The organism is Pseudorhizobium xiangyangii, from assembly GCF_020531965.1.
Lineage (GTDB): Bacteria > Pseudomonadota > Alphaproteobacteria > Rhizobiales > Rhizobiaceae > Neorhizobium > Neorhizobium xiangyangii.
The window spans coordinates 145,192-163,649 of record NZ_JAJAWH010000001.1 but is presented as its reverse complement, the minus strand read 5'-3'; the positions used below and the strand labels follow the sequence as shown (position 1 = coordinate 163,649).

General features: G+C 61.5%; 21 protein-coding genes. 13 read left to right on the top strand and 8 right to left on the bottom strand.

What is annotated here, in order from left to right; translation table 11 throughout:
* Positions 1–7 precede the first annotated feature (7 nt).
* Positions 8–166 (top strand): entericidin domain-containing protein, encoded by a 159-nt coding sequence (locus LH464_RS00775; protein ID WP_226784439.1) that lies wholly within the window; start codon positions 8–10, stop codon positions 164–166.
* Positions 167–220: 54 nt separating this feature from the next.
* On the opposite strand, the gene LH464_RS00770 is transcribed toward LH464_RS00775, so the two are convergent.
* Positions 221–919, bottom strand: coding sequence for a corrinoid protein (locus LH464_RS00770; protein WP_226784438.1), 699 nt, complete (start codon positions 917–919; stop codon positions 221–223).
* A gap of 241 nt (positions 920–1,160) precedes the next feature.
* Here LH464_RS00770 and LH464_RS00765 point away from each other — a divergent pair, with 241 nt between their 5' ends.
* Positions 1,161–2,732 carry a trimethylamine methyltransferase family protein gene (locus tag LH464_RS00765; RefSeq protein WP_226784437.1) on the top strand — a complete coding sequence of 524 codons (1,572 nt, stop codon included), beginning with the start codon at positions 1,161–1,163 and terminating at the stop codon, positions 2,730–2,732.
* 101 nt (positions 2,733–2,833) lie between these two features.
* Entirely contained in the window at positions 2,834–3,508 is a 675-nt protein-coding gene (locus tag LH464_RS00760; RefSeq protein WP_226784436.1) for a 4Fe-4S dicluster domain-containing protein, read from the top strand.
* On the opposite strand, the gene LH464_RS00755 is transcribed toward LH464_RS00760, so the two are convergent.
* The 4 genes from LH464_RS00755 to LH464_RS00740 form a co-directional block, all read right to left on the bottom strand.
* Positions 3,505–3,855: a hypothetical protein gene (locus tag LH464_RS00755; RefSeq protein ID WP_226784435.1), complete on the bottom strand. Its 351-nt coding sequence runs from the start codon at positions 3,853–3,855 to the stop codon at positions 3,505–3,507. The genes LH464_RS00760 and LH464_RS00755 overlap by 4 nt on opposite strands.
* A 3-nt stretch (positions 3,856–3,858) precedes the next feature.
* The gene (gene bmt / locus LH464_RS00750; RefSeq protein ID WP_226784434.1) at positions 3,859–4,872 is read right to left on the bottom strand and encodes a betaine--homocysteine S-methyltransferase; all 1,014 of its coding nucleotides are present in this window, start codon (positions 4,870–4,872) and stop codon (positions 3,859–3,861) included.
* 58 nt (positions 4,873–4,930) lie between these two features.
* A complete protein-coding gene (locus LH464_RS00745; RefSeq protein WP_226784433.1) occupies positions 4,931–5,983 on the bottom strand; it encodes a quaternary amine ABC transporter ATP-binding protein in 1,053 nt (350 codons plus the stop codon).
* 143 nt (positions 5,984–6,126) lie between these two features.
* Positions 6,127–7,122, bottom strand: a complete 996-nt coding sequence (locus tag LH464_RS00740; protein WP_226784432.1) for a glycine betaine ABC transporter substrate-binding protein — start codon at positions 7,120–7,122, stop codon at positions 6,127–6,129.
* Positions 7,123–7,609: 487 nt separating this feature from the next.
* Between LH464_RS00740 and cobU the strand changes: the two genes are divergently transcribed.
* Both cobU and LH464_RS00730 read left to right on the top strand, forming a co-directional pair.
* Complete coding sequence (cobU, locus tag LH464_RS00735) at positions 7,610–8,131, top strand: bifunctional adenosylcobinamide kinase/adenosylcobinamide-phosphate guanylyltransferase (protein ID WP_226784431.1); 522 nt, start codon at positions 7,610–7,612, stop codon at positions 8,129–8,131.
* Between the two features lie 3 nt (positions 8,132–8,134).
* The gene (locus tag LH464_RS00730) at positions 8,135–8,560 is read left to right on the top strand and encodes an EamA family transporter (RefSeq protein WP_226784430.1); all 426 of its coding nucleotides are present in this window, start codon (positions 8,135–8,137) and stop codon (positions 8,558–8,560) included.
* On the opposite strand, the gene LH464_RS00725 is transcribed toward LH464_RS00730, so the two are convergent.
* Positions 8,557–9,342 carry a TSUP family transporter gene (locus LH464_RS00725; RefSeq protein WP_226784429.1) on the bottom strand — a complete coding sequence of 262 codons (786 nt, stop codon included), beginning with the start codon at positions 9,340–9,342 and terminating at the stop codon, positions 8,557–8,559. The genes LH464_RS00730 and LH464_RS00725 overlap by 4 nt on opposite strands.
* A 159-nt stretch (positions 9,343–9,501) precedes the next feature.
* Here LH464_RS00725 and LH464_RS00720 point away from each other — a divergent pair, with 159 nt between their 5' ends.
* Positions 9,502–10,461, top strand: a complete 960-nt coding sequence (locus LH464_RS00720; protein WP_226784428.1) for a nucleoside hydrolase — start codon at positions 9,502–9,504, stop codon at positions 10,459–10,461.
* A gap of 20 nt (positions 10,462–10,481) precedes the next feature.
* Here the strand turns inward: LH464_RS00720 and LH464_RS00715 are convergent, their stop codons facing one another.
* On the bottom strand, positions 10,482–11,210 hold the full coding sequence (locus tag LH464_RS00715; protein WP_226784427.1) for a Crp/Fnr family transcriptional regulator: 729 nt from the start codon (positions 11,208–11,210) through the stop codon (positions 10,482–10,484).
* A 456-nt stretch (positions 11,211–11,666) separates the two neighbouring features.
* On the opposite strand from LH464_RS00715, the gene LH464_RS00710 reads away from it, so the two are divergent.
* From LH464_RS00710 to LH464_RS00680, 7 genes are all read left to right on the top strand, one after another.
* Positions 11,667–11,945 (top strand): acyl carrier protein, encoded by a 279-nt coding sequence (locus LH464_RS00710; RefSeq protein WP_003502893.1) that lies wholly within the window; start codon positions 11,667–11,669, stop codon positions 11,943–11,945.
* Between the two features lie 21 nt (positions 11,946–11,966).
* Positions 11,967–12,440 carry a 3-hydroxyacyl-ACP dehydratase FabZ family protein gene (locus LH464_RS00705; protein WP_226784426.1) on the top strand — a complete coding sequence of 158 codons (474 nt, stop codon included), beginning with the start codon at positions 11,967–11,969 and terminating at the stop codon, positions 12,438–12,440.
* Positions 12,441–12,461: 21 nt separating this feature from the next.
* Positions 12,462–13,667, top strand: a complete 1,206-nt coding sequence (locus tag LH464_RS00700; protein ID WP_226784425.1) for a beta-ketoacyl-ACP synthase — start codon at positions 12,462–12,464, stop codon at positions 13,665–13,667.
* Positions 13,668–13,677: 10 nt separating this feature from the next.
* A complete protein-coding gene (locus tag LH464_RS00695; protein WP_226784424.1) occupies positions 13,678–14,964 on the top strand; it encodes a beta-ketoacyl-ACP synthase in 1,287 nt (428 codons plus the stop codon).
* Positions 14,965–15,022: 58 nt separating this feature from the next.
* Positions 15,023–16,051, top strand: a complete 1,029-nt coding sequence (locus LH464_RS00690; RefSeq protein ID WP_226784423.1) for a zinc-binding dehydrogenase — start codon at positions 15,023–15,025, stop codon at positions 16,049–16,051.
* 5 nt (positions 16,052–16,056) lie between these two features.
* Positions 16,057–16,992 (top strand): lipid A biosynthesis lauroyl acyltransferase, encoded by a 936-nt coding sequence (locus LH464_RS00685; protein WP_226784565.1) that lies wholly within the window; start codon positions 16,057–16,059, stop codon positions 16,990–16,992.
* A 141-nt stretch (positions 16,993–17,133) separates the two neighbouring features.
* Complete coding sequence (locus LH464_RS00680; protein ID WP_226784422.1) at positions 17,134–17,844, top strand: PAS domain-containing protein; 711 nt, start codon at positions 17,134–17,136, stop codon at positions 17,842–17,844.
* A gap of 9 nt (positions 17,845–17,853) precedes the next feature.
* On the opposite strand, the gene LH464_RS00675 is transcribed toward LH464_RS00680, so the two are convergent.
* Positions 17,854–18,342, bottom strand: a complete 489-nt coding sequence (locus LH464_RS00675) for a hemerythrin domain-containing protein (protein WP_226784421.1) — start codon at positions 18,340–18,342, stop codon at positions 17,854–17,856.
* Positions 18,343–18,458 lie beyond the last annotated feature (116 nt).

Genomic DNA, 18,458 nt, shown 5'->3' with positions numbered 1-18,458 from the left:
TTCTATCATGACGACAAAGACAGTCACTGTGATCGCAGCCCTTTTTGCAACGGCAGCAGCACTCAGCTCCTGCGGCAATACCATTCGCGGCGTTGGGGCGGATACGGCCAATGCCGTTGATGCCACCCAGGATGCCGGCCGCAACGTAGAGCGTGCCGCAAACTAACGGCGACATTAAAAATGCAGGAAGGGCCGGCCGGGACTATCGGCCGGTTTTTCTTTACCCGGCGGCCAGCGAGTTGTGCTTGCGCCGGATGAAGTCCTTTGCCATCTCCACCGTCACCGCGGCGTCTCGGCAATAGGCATCGGCTCCGACGGCCTTGCCGAATTCCTCGTTCAGCGGCGCGCCGCCGACGAGAACGACGTAATCGTCACGGATGCCCTTTTCCTTCATCGTATCTATGACGACCTTCATGTAGGGCATGGTCGTTGTCAGAAGCGCCGACATTCCAAGGATGTCCGGCTTCTCGCGCTCCATGGCTTCGAGGTAGTTTTCGACCGGATTGTTGATGCCGAGATCGATGACGTCGAAGCCGGCGCCTTCCATCATCATGCCGACGAGGTTCTTGCCGATGTCGTGAATGTCGCCCTTCACGGTGCCAATGACCATCTTGCCTTGCTTCGGAGCGCCCGTGGCGGCAAGCAGGGGACGCAGGATGGTCATGCCGGCCTTCATCGCACCGGCGGACAGCAGCACTTCCGGCACGAACAGGATGCCGTCGCGGAAATCGATGCCGACGATCCTCATGCCCTCCACCAGTGCCTTGGTCAGCACATCGTAGGGTGCCCAGCCTCGGCCAAGCAGGATTTGCGTCGCTTCCTCGATTTCCTCCTTCAATCCGTCATAGAGATCGTCGTGCATCTGCTGCACGAGTTCCTCGTCGGAAAGTTCGGCCAAGATGATGTCGTCGTCAGACATTGAATGCTTCCATTTCTGATGGCAGGCCGCACGGCATGCGTGGGGAACATGATGAAACGCAAAAGGTTTTCCGACTTCTTTGAAAACGACTTCGGCGGGATGGAAAACGACGGAGCGCGAGTGGTCGGAATGTCTGTTCTGCGCAAGCCCGTGACGCAGAAAGGCAGGGTTCCGCTTGCCTGCCGTCCTAGCATGTCGCATCAGTGATGGCAGGCGCTTCCAGCGCAACGGCGAGGAAACCATGGACGACTTGAACCAACCAACGGATGCAGCGGCTGGCGGACGCCGTTCTCGCGGTGAACGCGGTGCGGCAGGCCGGCGCGCTTCGCGATCAGGTGCCGGACCGGGTCCCTCTCTGCCCTATATCACCCGCAAGATCGGCGTCTATGACGTGCTGGACGAGGAGGGGTTGCAGCTTATCGAGCGTAATGCCGATACGATCCTGGAGGAGATCGGGATCGAGTTTCGCGATGACGCCGAGGCTCTGGAGCTGTGGGCCAAAGCCGGCGCCGATGTGAAGGGGCAGCGGGTCCATTTTCCGAAGGGCCTGTGCCGCGAACTTTTGAAAACCGCGCCGAAGCAGTTCACCTGGCATGCGCGCAATCCCAGCCGGAATGTCGAGATCGGCGGCAATGCGACAGTGTTCGCGCCGGTTTACGGTCCGCCCTTCGTTCGCGATCTGGAAGGCAAGCGCCGGTATGCGACGATCGAGGATTTTCGTAACTTCGTGAAGCTCGCCTACCTGGCGCCGTCCATGCACGCATCCGGCGGTACGGTCTGTGAACCGGTGGATGTGCCGGTGAACAAGCGCCATCTCGACATGATCTACAGCCACATCAAGTATTCCGACAAACCCTTCATGGGATCTGTCACCGCACCCGAGCGGGCGGAAGACACGATCGCCATGGCGAAGATGGTGTTCGGTGACGAGTTCGTTGAGAACAACTGCGTCACGCTCAACCTCATCAACGCCAATTCTCCGATGGTGTTCGACGAGACGATGCTCGGCGCGCTGAAGGTCTATGCGCGGCATAACCAGGCCTCGGTCGTGTCTCCGTTCATTCTGTCCGGAGCCATGAGCCCGGTCACGGTGGCGGGCACGCTGACGCAGATCCTTGCTGAAGTGCTGGCCGGTGCGTCGTTGACGCAACTTATCCGTCCCGGCTCACCGGTACTGTTCGGCACCTTTGCCGCGTCGATCTCCATGCAGTCGGGCGCGCCGACTTTCGGCACGCCTGAACCTTCGCTCGTGTCCTATGGGGCGGCTCAGCTTGCCCGCCGCCTTGGTCTGCCGTTCCGTACCGGCGGCTCGCTCTGCGGTTCGAAGGTTCCAGATGCGCAGGCGGCTCACGAGTCGTCGAACACGCTCAACACGACGCTGCTGGCCGGCACGAACTTCGTGCTTCACGCGGCAGGCTGGCTCGAGGGCGGCCTCGTCTCCTCCTACGAGAAGTTCATGATCGACCAGGACCAGCTCGGCATGATGCAGAAAATGGCGGAGGGCGTCGATCTTTCGGAATCCGGCCAGGCACTGGATGCCATCCGCGAGGTGGGACCGGGCAGCCATTACCTCGGCTGCGCCCATACGCAGGCACATTTCCAGACCGCCTTCTATCGCTCTGCCCTGATGGACAACAATTCCTTCGAGCAGTGGGAAATCGAAGGTGAAAAGCGGATCGAGGATCGCGCCAATGCGCTTTGCCGGTCATGGCTGGATAGCTATGAAGCCCCGCCGCTCGATCCGGCGATCGACGAGGCATTGCTCAACTTCATCAAGGAGCGGAAGGATTCGATGGCAGACGCCTTCACCTGAAAGGGTCCCGACACCGCCAGGGAGCAAGGCGGGGCGGCGACGGTCGCCGACTTTATTCAGGCGGAGGTCTGGAGGCCGCACTACAAGCCTGGGGCACCGCGATGAGCGGTGTGTCGCCCTTGTCGGAGATCGCGACGGCTCTGGAGTCGGTTGGCATCTTCATGCGGGGTGTCGTGCGGTTCGATGAGGGCGAAGGCCCTGAGCTGGAGGATGGCGATGCCGCACGCTCGGTCGTTCTCCTGGGCAATGTCGGCGGTTCGATCTGGCCCGCTTTTGCACTCTGGCGCGAGAACTATACCGGACCCGATCCGCTGGATACGTGGTCAAAGGCGATGATCGGTCCTCTTGCCCGGAAACTGTCGGCGACCGCCTATTTCCCGTCCGATCCCCCTTACCAACCGTTCCAGCGATGGGCGTTGCAGGCGGAAGACCTGAAGCCCTCGCCGCTCGGCATCCTTCTGCATCCCCGCTATGGTCTTTGGCACGGCTATCGCGGCGCGCTCGGTTTTTCGTTTGCGGTAGACTGTCCGCCTGCAGAGATGGAGCCAGTCACCGAGCTAGGCTCCTGGGACGAAGCGTGCGTGACGGCCTGTCCCGTGGCGGCGGTTACATCCGCTGGCTTCGACGTGGCCAAATGCCGGGCCTACCTTCAAAGCGAGGCCGGACAGGCGACATGCATGGTTAGCGGTTGCGCCTCACGCAATGCCTGTCCGATCGGGGCAGAGTTCCGCTACCCGCCGGATCAGTTGCGGTTTCACATGCGGGCGCTGTTCTAGACTTTCGCCTTCGGGTAGGCGTTTTCCAATCCTCCGGATCGGGCCAGCCCCGCGCGAAAGGCGGCATGGGCGGCATGCTGGCTCGACTTGGCGGCCTCCATCAGTCGCACCTGGAGCCGGGCAGGGGCTGTGTCGCCAAGCCACTCACCGCATTTCTGCAGCTTCAGCGAGTTCAGGAGCCGCGCTTCGGACTGCCGGTCGAGATAGAGATGCAGGCCGTCGAGCAGCGCCGCGTCGGCGGTCGGGGTGTCCATCAGCAGCATCAGCCAGGACCGGTTCTCGTCGCTCAGTGCGGACAGGCTATCCGCGACCGTATGGCGGTTGGCAATTGGTGAAACATTGGTCATGGGTCAGCTCCTGCGGCGACGGCGTTCGCGGCCGCCTTCTCCGCCTGATTCACTGGCGGTCTTGTTTCGTAGTGGACCGATCCGCTCGACGATTTCCTCGATGGTCGGGCGCGGGCGCGGCGTATACTCGTCCAGCGCCGATCGCATGGCGGCAAGATGCTCGCAGGACGTGCCGCAGCAGCCGCCGATGATCCTGGCGCCGGCGGCCCGGGCGAGGCGGGCATATTCAGCCATCAGCGGCGGCGTGCCGGAATAATGGATTTCGGCGCCGCGATATTCGGGGATGCCGCAATTGCCCTTCACGATGGTGATCGCACCAGCGTCTGCCGCCGTCATGTCGAGCAGACTGGAAAGAATGTCCGATGCGCCGACGCCGCAATTGGCGCCAACCGCGACGGGGCCTGCGCCGACATCGCCGGCGACGCGGTGGATGTCTTTAGGGTCCAGCCCCATCATCGTCTTGCCCGCGGTGTCGAACGAACCGGTATAGGTGTAGGGCAGGCCGACCTTGGTGGCAGCCTCCGCAGCAGCGCGAATTTCCTCGGGCGAGGACATGGTCTCGATCCAGGCGACATCGATCCCGCCCGCCTTCAGCCCCTCGATCTGCTCGACGAAGGCCGCGACTGCGTCCTCATAGGTGAGGGCGCCGAGCGGTATCAGAAGTTCTCCGGTCGGACCGACCGATCCCGCAACGATCACCTTTCGCTGCGCACGGTCGGCGACGGCGCGGGCGATTTCCGCCGCGCGCTTGTTGAGCTCGAAGACGCGGTCCTGTGCGTGATGAAGTTTCAGCCGGTGACGCGTGCCGCCGAAGGTGTTGGTCAGGATGATGTCCGCGCCGGCAGTGACGAAGTCCTGATGCAGTTTGTCGATCCGTTCCGGGTGGGTCTCGTTCCACAGTTCCGGTGCCTCGCCGGCCTCGAGGCCGATGGCAAAGAGTGTGGTTCCCGTGGCGCCATCGGCGAGCAGAACGCCCTTCTCGGCGATGAGATCAGAGAGCGGATTGCGGACGGTCATCGGAATACTCCTGCGATTGCCGGGCTATAGGCGCTTGGCGTGCGAAATTCAATTGTGGCTACTGTATCGTCCCGACGGCCGAGACCGTGCCTGCTGGCGTGACCATTGCCGTGACGATCGTGTCGAGGTCGAGCATGCCGATCTCGGAACCGTCGTCATCGATGACGACCGCGTTCGCCCGCCCGGCCTGCGTCAGCCGTTGCGCGGCACTCTCCAGCGTTTCGTCGGCGGCAATCCTGATGCCGTCCGGCAGGTCCGCGACCGGCTTCATGACCGTCCGCGCCTTGATAACCCTGCCCCGGTTCACCTCCTTGACGAAGGCGGCGATGTAGTCGTCGGCCGGCGAAAGAACGATTTCCTGGCCCGTTCCCTGCTGGATCATCTGGCCGTCCCGCAGGATGGCGATCTTGTCGCCGAGCCGCAGCGCTTCGTCGAGATCGTGGGTAATGAAGACGACCGTCTTCTTCAATTCGCTCTGCAGGTCGAGGAGAACCGTCTGCATATCGACGCGGATCAGCGGGTCGAGTGCGGAATAGGCCTCGTCCATCAGCAGGATATCGGCGTCGTTCGCCAGCGCGCGGGCGAGGCCGACGCGCTGCTGCATGCCGCCCGAAAGCTGGTTGGGGTAATGGTTCTCGAAGCCGGCCAGCCCGACGCGCTCGATCCAGTACAGCGCCTTCTTCGTGCTCTCGTCGCGCGGCATGCCCTGAACATCCAGCCCGTAGACGGTATTCTCGATCACCGTCCGGTGCGGCAAAAGAGCGAATTTCTGGAAGACCATGGCGGTCTTCTGGCGGCGAAACTCGCGCAGGTCACGCTGGTTCATTTTGCAGATGTCGGTGCCGTCGTAGATGACTTCTCCTACAGTGGGTTCGATCAGCCGGTTGATGTGGCGTATGAGCGTGGATTTTCCGGAGCCGGAAAGCCCCATCACGACCGTAACGCTGCCGGCCGGCATAGAAATGTTGATGTCTTTCAGGCCGAGGACGTGTCCGTGCTTTTCGTTCAGTTCCGCTTTTGACAAGCCACTGCGGACCTGGTCGATGTACCCGGCGGGACGGGAGCCGAAGATTTTATAGAGGCCTTTGATCTCGATCCCGTGGCTAGCCATGCGCTGTCCGTGTCATTGGTGCCCCCGGCGTGCTGTTTCAGCGGCAAGCAACCGCCGTCCACGTTAGACGCTCCATCTTGAACTATAATATCGCGGCTGCAAGGGATGCGTGATTTGCGACGCATCGCGAACGCGGAGCGGCGTCAGGGCCGACCGGTGATTTTCTCGGCGATGACCGGAACCACCCATTTCGACCATACGTCCTCATGGTGCTTCAGGAAGTATTCGGCGGTTTCCGCGTTGCTCGCCTTGTTTTCCAGCTGCCATGCCAGAACGCTGTTGATGGTGGCGTTGGTCCAGCGCCTCGCGCGAACATAGCCGATCGCCGCATCCGCCTTTTCGGTGAATTCATGCGTAACGAGCGTGAAAGCCTGCGAGGTGGGGTAGGCGTTCCGCTGCGGGCTCGCGCAGTTCGGAACGGCCGTGCAACTGTCCCATTCGACCTTGTTGTGGGGGACGCCGAACGACAGCTTCACCATCGGGTACTTGCCAAGGATTGCCGTCGGTGCCCAATAGTAGCCCAGCCACCCCGTCTGGGCTTCGAAAGCCTCGGCGATGGACTGGTCCAATTCTTCGGCCGTCTGCGGCTCGACGAGCTCGAAGTTCTTGTCCGCCACGCCGAACGCCTTGAAGAGATTGGCCGTGGTCGCCTGGCAACTCCAGTCGCTGGGACAGCTGTGGAGCGCGCCTTTCTGCGGATCCTTCGGTGACGGGAACAGGTTCGGGCGCGCAAGTGCGTCATCGACCGTACGGATTTCGGGATGGGCATCCACGATGAACTTCGGCACCCACCAGCCCTCGACGGCTCCGTCTTCCAGTATTTCGGCGCCGAGAACCAACCTGTTCTCGGCGGTAGCCTTCGCGAGCGGCCCGCGGACGGCATTGATCCAGAATTCGGGTGCCATGTCAGGCTGGCCCCTGGTGATCATCGAGGTGAAGGTGGGAACGGTGTCGCCGGGCACCAGGGTCACCTTGCAGCCGAAGCCGCGTTCGAGGACGATTTTGTCGATATGTGCTGCGACTGCGGCAGAACCCCAGTTCATTTCCGCGATCGTCACATCGCCGCACGCAGCCTCGGCGGCTTCGGTATGAAGGCCGAAGCCGATCAGAAGGGCGACCGCGGCAATAGGATTTCGCATCATCAACATCCCAAGATCCGGCGGACCCGGCCGGCGTTCAGCAGCGATTCTGCAGGAGTTGTCTGCCAATGTCAGCGGCATCCATACCTGAGACTAGGGTTCTGGACGGGGAAATCAACCGTTCTGAGGCAGACCCTGCTGCAACGCGAAAAACATTATCCAGCAGCAAATTCGAGAAATCTTTCTCGCACTAACCTTCCGGTAACGATGTGTCGCTAAATATGTCTTCGCGGACGGTTGTTCCGCTCAAGCGTTCGGGTGAGGTAGTGCGTACCCGCCGCTTGTTTTCCTTCCGGTTCGGTATCGCGAAACCGTCTGTCGCTTGACACGGATGCGCTCAGCTATCACCTTTGTTGTGCGGCGGTGCTTAACTGATGAACCAAGGCGGACGCCTCATGAATCTACGAATCGTCCGATCTTTCAGTTTCTGCCCTGCCGCAATCTCTCCTTTCCCAATCCGTTCGCTTGGCGCACCCACAGGTGTCCGATGACTGCACATGGTCGCGTGACGCTTGTTCTGGGCGGTGCCCGCTCCGGAAAATCCGGCTTCGCCGAGCGGCTGGCGGTGGAGACAGGCCTGCAGCGCCATTACGTGGCGACGGGACAGGCCTATGACGACGAGATGCGGCAGCGTATAGCCCGCCACCAGGTGGACCGGGGCGACGGCTGGACGACACACGAAGTTCCACTTCATCTCACGCCGCATCTGCAGCAGATCCGCGATTCGGGTTGCGTCATCCTTGTGGATTGCCTGACGTTGTGGGTCACCAACCTGATGATGGCCGACGCCGATGTCGATAGCGCCGGCCTCGCTCTGGTCGATAGCCTGGCCGATCATCAAGGCAGCCTGATCCTCGTTTCAAACGAGGTCGGTCTCGGCATCGTCCCGGACAACCGGATGGCGAGGGAGTTCAGGGATCACGCCGGCAGGCTGCATCAGAGGATCGCCGCCGTCGCGGACGAGGTCTATTTCGTCGCCGCCGGCCTTCCCTTGAAAATGAAAGGGTAGCGATTGTCGGCGAGCTGGGTTTTCTGGGCATTCCTGTCGGCTGCATTTGCGGCCCTGACCGCGATCTTCGGCAAGATCGGCGTCGCTGGAGTGCCGGCAGACATGGCGACGCTCATCCGTACCGTCGTCATACTGGTCGTGACGGTCGGCATTGTTGCCGCCACCGGGCAATGGCAGGCGCCGTCGACGATTTCCTCGAAAACCTGGCTCTTCCTGGTTCTCTCGGGTCTGGCGACCGGCGCCTCCTGGCTTGCCTACTACCGGGAGCTTAGCCTGGGTGATGCCGCGCGCGTCGCCCCCGTCGACAAGCTCTCGATCGTGCTCGTTGCGATCTTCGCCGTGATGTTTCTGGGCGAGAAGCTCAACTTCGCCCACTGGATCGGGATTTCGCTGATCACCGTCGGGGCCCTGGTGCTGGCGATTTTCTAGATACCCAGCCAGATCCGCACCGGATGGGTCGGATCGGAAAGCAGCTTCAGGGCGAGCGCCAGGCAGGAAAACACCAGCAGCGGCTTGATAATGTTGGCGCCGTTGCGCATCGCCATGCGGGAGCCGACCTGCGCGCCGAGAAACTGGCCCGCGCCCATGATCAGCCCGACCTTCCAGAGAATCGATCCCGTGACGGCGAAGACGAGGAACGATCCGAAGTTTGAGCCGAGATTGAGCAGCTTCGTGTGGGCCGTTGCCTTCAACAGGCCAAAGCCGCCCAACAGCACGAAGGCGAGCATGTAGAAGGAGCCTGCGCCGGGGCCGAAGACGCCATCGTAAAGTCCGATAAGCGGCACGATGGTGAGGCCGAAGACGAAGGGTGTCACCCGCTGGTGACTGTCGATATCACTGAGGTTCGGCTTGAGCGCGAAGAACAGTGCAATGGCCACCAACAGGAAGGGAATGGCGGCAGCCAGATAATGAGCGGGCACGACCGAGGCGAGGAGGGCTCCGAGAATGCCGCCCAAGACGGCGGTGGCCGCCATGGGAAACTGCTTCTTCAGGTCGACATGACCGTTGCGCGCATACGCTATCGTGGCGGACGCAACGCCGAACTGCCCCTGCAGCTTGTTGGTCGCCAGCGATTCGAGCGGCGGTATGCCGACGATCAGCATGGCCGGAATGGTGATCAGTCCGCCACCTCCTGCAATCGAATCAACGAAACCTGCGAGGAACGCGGCGGCGAACAACAGCACCAGAAGGTGAAAGGCTATATCGTGCAAGGGGAAAGACCGGCGATGGGAGGATATTGCGGCGCACTCCTGCCACCGACGGCAACCGCTTGCAACCGGGCAGGCTGGTTCTTTCGCGATTGTGCGATGTGAAAACCGCGATATGGTCCCCGATCTTACTCGGTCCCTTCAAACTTCCAGAGCGTGAACATGCACAAGGTCATTTTCGACACAGATCCCGGCATCGACGATGCCATGGCGCTGCTCTTCCTTCACCGGCATCCGCAGATCGATCTCATCGGGATCACCACGGTCTTCGGCAATGCGCCGATCGATCTGACCACGCGCAACGCCCTGTTTCTGAAGCAGGAGTGGGGCATTTCGGCACCGGTTGCGGAAGGTGCCGGCGTGACCTTCGATCCGTCGCGGCCGGAAGGCCATTGGCCGACCTTCATCCACGGTGAAAACGGGCTCGGCGATATCGATATTCCGGAGGCCATTTCCGTGACGGCGGATGGTCGGCCTGCCTGGCAGTTCATCATCGATACCGTTCGCGCGCAGCCGGGCGAGGTGACGCTCGTCGCGGTCGGTCGCATGACCAACCTGGCGCTTGCGCTGAAGGCCGATCCCGACTTCGCGGCACTCGTGAAGGAAGTCGTGGTGATGGGCGGCGCCTTCCATCTGAACGGCAATGTGAGCCCGGCCGCAGAGGCCAACATCCATGGCGACCCGGAGGCCGCGGACGTGGTCTTTACCGCCCCGTGGCGCGTAACGGTCGTCGGTCTCGACGTGACGTTGAAGACCGTGATGACCAGCGGATACCTCGCCGAAATGGCTGCGGTCGGCGATGCGTCGGTCAGGCTGCTGTCGGATATCTCGCAGTTCTACATCGAATTCTACAAGCACCGCGTCGGCGACGGCATGGTGATTCACGACAGCTGTGCCTGCGTGTATGTCGTCGCTCGCGAGCTGTTCAAGACGCGCAGTGGTCCGATTCGCGTCGTCTGCGGTGGGATCGCTGACGGCCAGACCATTCAGAAGCCGGACGGCCGCGTGTTCCCGCCGGGGCATTGGGATGGTCACCCGAGCCAGTTGATCTGCACGGACGTGGACGCCGATCGTGTGCTTGAGATCATCCGGGGGGCGGTCGTCGAGGGCAGGGCGGCCTGAGGCCGCCTATCTTCGAGTCCTCAATCGTTGCCTGCTGCAAAGGCAAGGCGGTCAAGATCGGGCACCGTGACGTGGCGGTTGTTCTCGATCTGGATGATGCCTTCCTTGCGCAGCTTGGTCATCTGGCGGCTGACGGTCTCGATGGTCAGCCCGAGAAAGTCTGCAATTTCGGCGCGGGACAGCGGTAGCTCGAAGACGCTGCTGATGTCCTGCTGCTCGGGGTCGCTATGGCTTGCGATCAGCGACAGGAAGCTCGCCACCTTCTCCTGCGCCGTCTTGCGGCCGAGCGTCAGCATCCAGTCGCGAGCTTCGTCGAGCTCCTTGAGTGCCTGGTTATGCAGCTGGTGCTCCAGCTCCGGAATATCGGCGATCAGGCGCTCAATGGCGCGGCGCGGGAAAATGCAGATTTCCGTATCCGTCGCCGCTTCCGCGGCCATGCGGCTCTCGCCCTGGAAGGGCCGGCCCATGAAGTCGGGGGCAAACTGGAGGCCGACGATCTGCTGACGCCCATCCGCCATGACCTTGGAGAGCTTCACGACCCCGTTGAGGATGTTGCTGTAGGACGAGACGCTTTCGCCCTGGCCGATGAACTCGTTGCCAGCTTCGATCTTGCGGCGCGACGAATGCTTGCTGAGTTCCGCCAGCTGGGCAGGCTTCAGTGCCGAACAGATGCCCCCGTTGCGTGCCTCGCACGAACGGCACACCACCGGAAGTTCGGGCTGGTGAAGGTCTCTGGCAAGCAAGTCCATGATAGCTATTCTCAAACCGGTTGCACGACGCACGAGGAAGGTTGATTTTCGTCAAATTCGTCCAGGGCGAATTGATCCACATCAACTTTCGCGAAATCTTCTCCGCATGTACTCATCGCCTCATCGAGGCCGTCCGAGACCGGCCGCCGCCACTGGTCGCGAGGTGGTGGCCCGTTCTGCGGATACCCGGAAAGCATCCCATTCCGACACACATGTAAACTGTGACATTTGTGCGCAACGGAAAAGTGCTCTCGACATTACGGGTATTCAGGCCTCTCTTTCTGACCTCCTGTCAGGTCTCCAACGGGTTGAGAGAGAGTTTGGCGCCTCCGATAAATCGTCGCCGTTTGCGCAACAGTGAGCGGACAATTTTCCCGCGGCTGCAGACGGGGATTGGCATTTGGCGAGGTATTCCCTATGTGGAACCTTGATTTGACTGTTCAGAGGACATTTGGCGTGACTGCTACATTCGACAAAGTTGCCGACATCATCGCGGAAACCAGCGAAATCGACCGCGAAACGATCACGCCGGAGAGCCATACGATCGACGATCTCGGCATCGACAGCCTGGACTTCCTCGATATCGTGTTTGCCATCGACAAGGAATTCGGCATCAAGATTCCGCTCGAGCAGTGGACGCAGGAAGTGAACGAGGGCAAGGTTTCGACCGAGGAGTATTTCGTCCTCAAGAACCTCTGCGCCAAGATTGACGAACTGAGGGCGGCGAAGGGCTGAAACGCCGTTCCCCAAGCATGAATGCTGCTTGAATACTTCCAGATGATCGACCGGGTGGAGGGCGTGGACCTCCCCCGCAAGCTTTTGCGGGCACGGTCGGTCGTGCCGACGAAGAGCCCCGTGTTCGAAGGCCATTTTCCCGGAATGCCTTTGGTTCCGGGCGTTCTGCTGATCGAAACGATGGCGCAGGCCTCTGGCATGCTTATTCTGGCGGCAACGGATTTTGCTGCCATGCCGTTCCTGATGTCGGTCGACGGGGCCAAGATGCGCTCCTTCGTCGGGCCGGATGCGGTCCTCGACATCGAGGCGTTTCTGGAGCATGAGGGGTCGGGCTACGCCGTTACCAAGGCAAAGATTACCTCGGCTGGCAAGAAAGTATGCGATGCGCAGTTGAAGCTTCGCACCATGCCGTTCAGTGAAGTGCCGCTTGCAGACATCGTTCGCAAACGTGCAGAAGAAGTCGGGCTCATGGACGCGCTTCAAGCTGGTGCGTGAACGCCGGGCAATGAGGACAGAATGAGCAAGTCTGACAACGATGTCGTGATCACCGGAATCGGGATCGTCACCTGCTACGGTGTCGGCAAGGAGCCGCATGTGGCTTTGCTGTCGGCTGCGGAGATGACGTCTCCGCAGGTCGAGACCGAACGGTTCAAGCCATACCCCGTGCATCCCATGCCCGAGATCGACTGGTCCGAGCAGATCACCAAGCGCGGCGATCAGAGGCAGATGGAGAATTGGCAGCGACTCGGCGTCTTTACCGCGGGGCTCGCGCTCGATGACGCCGGGCTGAAGACGGATGCCGAAGCCTGCTCCTCCATGGACATGATAGTTGCGGCCGGCGGCGGCGAGCGCGACATCAAGGTCGATTCTCTCATCGTCGACGAAGCGCTGAAGCGCAACGACCGCGAAATACTGCTCAACGAGAAGCTGACCACGGAACTGCGTCCTACGCTGTTTCTTGCGCAGCTTTCGAACCTCGTCGCGGGCAACATTTCGATCGTTCATAAGGTCACCGGCTCGTCCCGCACATTCATGGGCGAAGAGTCGGCAGGCATTTCTGCCGTGGAAACGGCGTTCCACCGCATCAAGGCAGGCCAGTCGACCCATTCGCTGGTCGGCGGCGCCTTCGTCGCGGAGCGGGCGGATATCCTTCTTCTCGTGGAAGGCATCCGCGCCCACGCCACCGGCGAATGGCACCCGCTGTGGCAGCGCTCGTCCGAGAATGGCGGCGGCATGATGATGGGAACCGTCGGCGCATTCCTCGTCCTGGAATCGCGTGCTCATGCCGAATCCCGCGGCGCGCATATCTATGCAGCCATCGACGCGGTCGAAGGCGATCGCGGTAGCCGTGAAGACGGCAAGCTCGAGCAGCGTCTGTCCCGCCTTGCCGGCCTGACATCGGACGTTAGTCCTGAGCAGACAGTCATATTTTCGGGTGCCAGCGGGCTCGTCGATGCATCTGCCCGCGAGCGGTCGGTGCTTGAGGACAAGCTCGGCGGCGCGACGCTCCGCGGCTATGGCGGCGTTACGGGTCATGGCATGGAAGCGCAGTTTCCGCTTGGCCTCGCGCTAGCCGCGCTCACGCTCGACGGTGGGCTCAGCGTCCCGTCCTTCGACCCCAGCATTGAGCAGCCGATGGCGGCGCCCGCGAAGCATGCGGTGGTGACGACGGTCGGCTATACGCGCGGCGAGGGCCTTGCGGTCCTATCGCCGAACGCGTGAGGAGACAGCTATGAGCGACAACCGTTTCAAGGACCACCTCGGCCGGCCGATCATCGCCGTGACCGGCATGGGCGTCATCACGTCACTGGGGCAGGGCCTTCAGGACAACTGGGCTGCCCTGACCTCCGGCACGTCCGGCATCCACAATATTACCCGCTTCCCGACTGCCGGTCTCTCCACACGCATCAGCGGTACTGTCGACTTCATCGATGTGCCGGTGGAGAATCCGGTCGAGCGCTCATATGCCTACGCCCGCGAAACGACGGCCGAAGCGTTGGCGCAGGCCGGCCTGTCCGGCGATTTCGAAGGACCGCTGTTTCTCGCCGCGCCGCCTGTCGAGCCGGAATGGTCGGCACGCTTCGCGCTTGCGGATCGTGCGCCGCCTGCACAGGTCGAAGGCGATGCCTATGACCGGTTCCTGGCAGCCATGCGCGAACGTCCGGACCCGTCCTTTCTCGAGGCGGTCCAGTTCGGCTCCATTTCAGAGCGGCTTGCCGATCGCTTCGGTACCCGCGGCCTGCCGGTGACCTTGTCGACGGCCTGCGCATCGGGTGCCACAGCCATCCAGCTCGGCGTCGAGGCGATCCGCCAGGGTCGCACCGATCGCTCGCTCGTGGTCGCGACCGACGGCTCCGTGAGCGCGGAAGCCCTGATCCGCTTCTCGCTGCTTTCGGCCCTGTCGACACAGAACGACCCGCCGGAAAAGGCCTCGAAGCCCTTCAGCAAGGAACGCGACGGCTTCGTCATCGCCGAGGGTGCAGCCACGCTCGTGCTGGAATCGCTGGAAGCAGCCGTTGCCCGCGGCGCCAAGGTTCTCGGCATCGTGAAGGGATGCGGCGAGAAGGCCGACCATTTTCACCGCACCCGGTCCTCGCCGGATGGCGCACCGGCCATCGCCACGATCCGTGCGGCGCTCTCGGATGCCGGCATCGACGAAACCGGCATCGGCTATATCAACGCTCACGGCACATCGACGCCGGAGAACGACAAGATGGAGTACAGCTCCATGCTTGCGGTCTTCGGGGACCGTCTGAAGGATATTCCGGTCTCGTCGAACAAGTCGATGATCGGCCACACGCTCACGGCTGCCGGCGCGGTAGAGGCTGTATTCTCCATCCAGACGATGCTGACGGGAACGCTTCCGCCGACCATCAACTACGTCAATCCGGATCCTGCAATCGTCCTGGATGTGGTACCCAATACCAAGCGGAACCAGCAGGTGACGGCAGTGCTTTCCAACTCGTTCGGCTTCGGCGGACAGAACGCCAGCCTTGTCATGACGGTGGAACCGGCCTAGACAGCGCAAAATACTGTTTGCTTACTTGTTAACGCCTCCGGGCGAAGGAAGACCTATTATGCGTGCTCTCCAGCTGATCGACGACCGCAAGCTCGAAGCAGTCGACATTCCTGAACCGGATGCACCAGGCCCTGGCGAAGTGACGCTTCGGGTCAAGGCTGTGGCTCTGAACCACATCGACGTGTGGGGTTGGCGCGGCATGGCGTTCGCCAAGCGCAAGATGCCGCTGACGATCGGTGCCGAAGCATCCGGTGTCGTCGAGGCTATTGGGCCAGGCGTTTCAAATGTGCTCCCAGGTCAGCTCGTGTCGATCTACGGCGCACGGACCTGCGGGCTCTGCAAGCCCTGCCGCGAGAAGCGCGACAACCTGTGTGAAAACGTTTCCGGTGTGCACGGCTTCCACCTGGATGGCTTCGCGCAAGAGAAGGCAAACCTGCCGGCGCGCCTGCTGGTTCCGGCGCCTCCGGGTATCGACGCCGTTGCAGCCGCTCTTGCTCCGGTCACTTTCGGTACGGTCGAGCACATGCTGTTCGACAACGCCAAGCTTGAGGCGGGCGAGACCATTCTCATCCATGCCGGCGGCTCCGGCATCGGTTCGGCTGCGATCCAGCTCGCCAAGAAGACCGGCTGCACCGTCATCACCACGGTCGGTTCGGACGACAAGATCGAGGGCGCCAAGGCGCTCGGCGCCGACCATGTGATCAACTACCGCACCGACCGCTTCGAAGGCGTCGTGCGCAAGCTGACCAAGAAGAAGGGCGTCGATGTCGTGTTCGAGCATGTCGGCAAAGACACTTTTGCCGCCTCGATGTTCTGCCTGAAGCGCGGCGGACGACTGGTGACCTGCGGCTCGACCTCGGGCGTTTCGACCGATGTCAATCTGATGATGCTGTTCCAGCAGCAGCTGAAACTGCTTGGCTCGTTCGGCTGCCGCATGGAGAACATGGCGAACGCCATGCAGAAGATGGCGCGCGGCGTCGTCCATCCGGTGATCGACACGGAAGTGACCTTCGACGATATCGACCGGGCTCTGGAGCGTATGGAAACGCGGCAGGTGTTCGGCAAGATCGTCCTGCGCATGGACTGATGCCATTGAAGATGTTTGTGACGAGGATCGTGCTGGGTGCCCGGCGCTTCCAGCAATGGCTGGTGGCGCAGGCGGCGTTCGGCATCCTCAATGCGATGAAGGTCCTGCCCGCCGATCCCGCCTTGAATTTTGCGGATCGTACCGCGCGCTGGCTCGGTCCGAAGTTCGGCCGCCACCGGCTGATGCTGACCAATCTCCGCAACGCCTATCCGGAGAAAAGCGACGCGGAACTGGAGCAGATCGCTTTGGCGAGCTGGGGCCATATGGGCCGGCTTGCCGCCGAATACGTGTTTCTCGATCGGCTGTTCGATTTCGATCCGCAAAAAACCGAGGCGGGCCGTATCGAAGTCTCCGGCATTCCGATCTTCGTCGAACTGCGCGATAACCCGAGACCCTTCATCGTCTTCACGGCGCATACGGGAAATTTCGAACTTCTGCCGGTGGCGGGAAACAGCTTCGGCCTGGATGTGATGGTGCTCTTCCGTCCGCCCAACAATCCTTATATCGCCGAAAAGGTCTTCTCGTTCCGCAGCGCCCGGATGGGCCAGCTCGTGCCCTCCCATGCGGGTTCGTCCTTCGCGCTTGCCCGCAGGCTGGAAGCTGACGGCGGCGTTGGCGTGCTGGTGGACCAGAAATTCGGCAGGGGTCTGACGACGACGTTCTTCGGTCGCCAGGTGCGCACCAATCCGCTCCTCGCAAAGCTGGTCCGGCAGTTCGACGCGGACGTTTATCCGGCCCGCTGTATCCGTTTGCCTGACAATCGATACCGTCTCGAAATTGAGCCGAGGATTGACGTCCCGCGCGATGCGCGTGGCAATGTCGATGTCCAGGGCACGGCACAGATGCTGAACGACAAGGTTGAAAGCTGGGTGCGCGAGTATCCCGAGCAATGGCTCTGGTATCACGACCGGTGGGCAATCAAGAAATCGCTTAAGGCGTAAGTTCTTTCAAGAACGCCGTCCCGGTGCTGGTAACGCTCGCGCAAGTTTCAGGTTGTATAGCTGCTGCAATCCCATGTACAACTTCGGAAGAGGTTCTGAAGGCCATGGAATGCTGTTCTCCTTGCTGTGGTGAGGTGCGACTTGGAAGCCCTGATCGAATTATTCTGGTCGAAATATAACCGGCTGCAGGCAGCCGTGGATATGGAGGATTCGGCTGCCGTAGAGGCGCTGGATCAAGCAATCGATCCGCTCCTTCAGGCGATATTCAAACACCAGGTGTTGGATCCCGCCGGCATTCAGGCGCAGTTCCGCTTTGCGCTCGACCTCCTGAAAGAGGAGGCCGATGACCGTGGCTGCGTGCATCGCAACGGTCACCTTCTACAGATGCTTGTCGAGCGGTATCTCGCGCCGCAGATCAGCTGCGCCGCCGCGCGTGCGGGGGGCGAGCAGGGCGGAGGGGTCACGATCCTGTCCGATGGCGACAGCACATTCCTCGATCCGGCGCTCTTCGATCGCATTCCGGAGCGGATCGTCGTCGTCGCCCCCGCCTATCGGGTTTTCTACACGAACGAGACCAATGCACTGCGAATGGGACAACCGAAGGAAAAGCTTATCGGTTGCCATTTCGCCGAAGTGATCGGTATCCAGCAGTTCCAGCGCGACGCGAGAGGTATGCTTGATCGCTGCCTCGCGGGGGAAAGCATCTCGATGACCTATGCGGAGCAAAGGGATGATGAGACCGTCGTGATCTGCTGCCGCATGTCACCCTGCTTCTCGGATGCCCGCACGCAGGTCGGCGCTCTCGTGGTCATGCAGGAAATGCCCGATCGCCGCCGGCATCGGGCAGGCTAGGCCGACCGCCTAGGCATGGCCGCTTCGCGGTGCGGGTAGATCCTCCAGAAGGGTGCCCTCGTAAGCGATGTGGCGGCGCAGCCCTTCAAAGAAGCCACGCAGCATATAGCCAACGGCTTCCATATTCACCGAGACGCCGGATCCGAGTTTCAGCAGGGTTTCCGTGAGTTCCTCGGCATAGCCCTCATCTTCAAGATGCTCATAGCGCAGGCGCGAGAGGATCTCGCTGTTGTCGTGTCCGCCGTTTTGTCGATGAACTCTCGGAAAAAGCACCGTTTCCTCGTAGTGGTGAAGGGTGCGGATCATCGGAACCAGCGCTTTTGCGGCATAGATGCACTTCTGCCTGTTTACGTTGACAGGCAGTGAATCGGCGATTTCCTCCAGTTCGTCGCACAGCGCCAGCTGCTGCGAGTGTGCGTTATGAAGCCAGGCGATCATCTCTGCGTCGGGAACCCGACAGACAGAGCTGAAATTTTCGTCCTGCTGTCCGTTGTTCATGGTGTTTTCCCTCACACCCGGCCAATCGGTCGGTCTTGCTGCTTTTTTACAGGTTCGCCGCACGCGGGCTCGTCTGCCTTGATCTAAATCAAGGCTGCGCCGCCTTTTGGATGGCA